The 2,286-nt window shown below is 46.1% G+C and carries 2 pseudogenes; both read left to right on the top strand.

The annotated features are described in order from the left end of the window. Positions 1–563: 563 nt before the first annotated feature. Positions 564–917 (top strand): annotated as a pseudogene (locus F6K37_RS38835) (reverse transcriptase N-terminal domain-containing protein); the annotation flags it as partial. Between the two features lie 107 nt (positions 918–1,024). After that, a pseudogene (locus tag F6K37_RS38830) lies at positions 1,025–2,197 on the top strand (group II intron reverse transcriptase); the annotation flags it as partial. Between the last annotated feature and the right edge of the window lie 89 nt (positions 2,198–2,286).

Genomic DNA, 2,286 nt, shown 5'->3' with positions numbered 1-2,286 from the left:
GTGCGGCTCGTTCTAACTAAGAGCCTCTAGTTTCTAGAGGGGTAAGAGTTAGGAGAATCGCGAGGAAACACCCTCAAAGATTCTTAACTGTCTTTCGGATGGTGGTGAAAACCCACCCCTTGAAGAGATAAGTGACTCCCTACCTGGCCACACCGAGTGGGCGGCAACTCCACAGAGTGAAGCTGGCAACAGGGCGCAAGCAGAACCAAAGCAGATAGGTATCACTGGCGCTAACGGGGAGGTGACAAGGGTAAAACTAGTCCTAGAAAAGTGTCTAAGAATGAAGCCACAATCTGAGATGTAAATAGTGTGCGACTTGACCCTCTCATTCTCACAGCATTCTTTTCGTGATAGCTGTAATCTCTGAGAAGAGGGTAGGCAAATTGGACTGCCCTAAATCACCAAAACAATCTGACAGACGGAACGAGTAAAAACGACAGCAAGTATGGGTCTGAGGAATAGTCGAACCTCGGTAAGTTATGCCGACTTAATCCCCACTGTCGGGTAGGATGCCACCCAAAACTGGTGGCGGGTATCCAGAATACACAAAACTAATGGAGAGCATGGGTAGACACATGTCAAATAGATATAGTGACCTATGGAAAAGCCAAAAGTGGAAACAACTCCGCCGGAACCTTTTCCGCCTACAGAAGCGAGTGTACAAAGCGGTTCGAGATGGTGACCTGAGAAAGGCGCGGTCTTTACAAAAACTGATTCTGAAATCCCGCTCAGCTCAATTAATGGCAATCCGCCAAGTGACACAGCTTAATCAAGGAAAGAAAACCGCCGGAGTAGATGGGAAAAAGTCCCTAAGCTACAAAGAACGGTTCGAGGTACTAGGAAAACTAAACGACCGTGCGGAAAATTGGACGCATCAAGGGTTGAGGGAAATACCAATACCTAATAAAAACGGTCAGAAGTTACCGCAAGAATAGGGCAGCCTTAATCATAAAGTTTTGACCCTTTTGCCCATAGCCGACCAACCATAAAGGCTGCCCTATTCTAAGGTTTCGTCTCCGGGAGTACAAGAATGTTAAAAGTACCAACAATCCAAGATAGAGCATGGCAATGTTTAGCAAAATATGCTCTCGAACCAGCCCATGAAGCTACGTTCAGTGCCGATAGTTACGGATTCAGAACAGGCAGATGTGCCCAAGACGCACAAAAACGCCTGTTCCTACATCTAAAATCAAACTCTAACGGCATCACAAAAAGAGTAATAGAACTAGACATCAAAAAGTGTTTCGACCGCATCTCCCACAGCTCCATAATGGATAGATTGCTAGCTCCTGCAAGTCTGAAGATGGGGATATTCAGATGTCTAAAAGCAGGCATCAATCCGGAATTCCCGGAGCAAGGAACGCCCCAAGGCGGTGTAGTCAGCCCACTCCTAGCCAACATTGCACTTGACGGAATAGAGAATATACACTCTAGCATCCGATATGCGGATGACATGGTATTTATTCTTAAGCCAAAAGATAATGCTGAGAAAATTCTAGAAAAAGTGAGGAACTTCCTAGCTCAACGCGGCTTAGAAGTAAATCAAGAAAAGACCAAACTAACCAATACGACAGACGGGTTTGACTTCCTGGGTTGGAAATTCCGAGTCCAGAAAAACGGAAAGTTCCGATGCACTCCCTCAGAGGAAAACCATAGAAACTTCCGGAAGAAGATAAAAACCGTGGTCAACAACTCGAATTATGGTGCCAAAATAAAAGCCCAAAAATTAGCCCCCATCGTACGTGGTTGGAGAAACTACCACAAAAGCTGTGACATGAGCAGTTCCCGAGATAGTTTATGGTTCTTGAATAAGACCGCAAACCGTAAGTTCCGCAAGGAAAAGAAAGTAAACCGGTACAAAGCCAACGAACTATGCCAGAAAAGCTTCCCAGCAGTCGGGTATAAACAAAACCAACACGTAAACGTAAAAGGAACCAAGTCCCCTTATGACGGAGACTTAGTCTACTGGAGCATGCGAAACTCCGTACTATACGATGATGCTACCGCCAAGGCTTTAAAAAGGCAAAACCATTCCTGTGGACATTGCGGACACAAATTCTTGAACGACCAGGTTGTACACCTTCATCACGTCGATGGAAACCACGCCAACTGGAAACGCAAGAATCTAATGGCAGTCCATCAAAGCTGCCACCAAGAAATCCACTGGAGCAAGCCGAAAGGCAAACCGAAAGGTTGAGGATATTCAGGAGCTGGATGAGGCGAAAGTTTCACGTCCAGTTCTGAAGCGGAGGTGCCCTGGGTAATACCAGGCATCGACCGTAACAG

It is taken from the genome of Moorena sp. SIO4E2, assembly GCF_010671945.1.
In the GTDB taxonomy this organism is placed as follows: Bacteria; Cyanobacteriota; Cyanobacteriia; order Cyanobacteriales; family Coleofasciculaceae; genus Moorena; species Moorena producens.
This window is presented reverse-complemented; position numbering and strand designations above follow the sequence as displayed.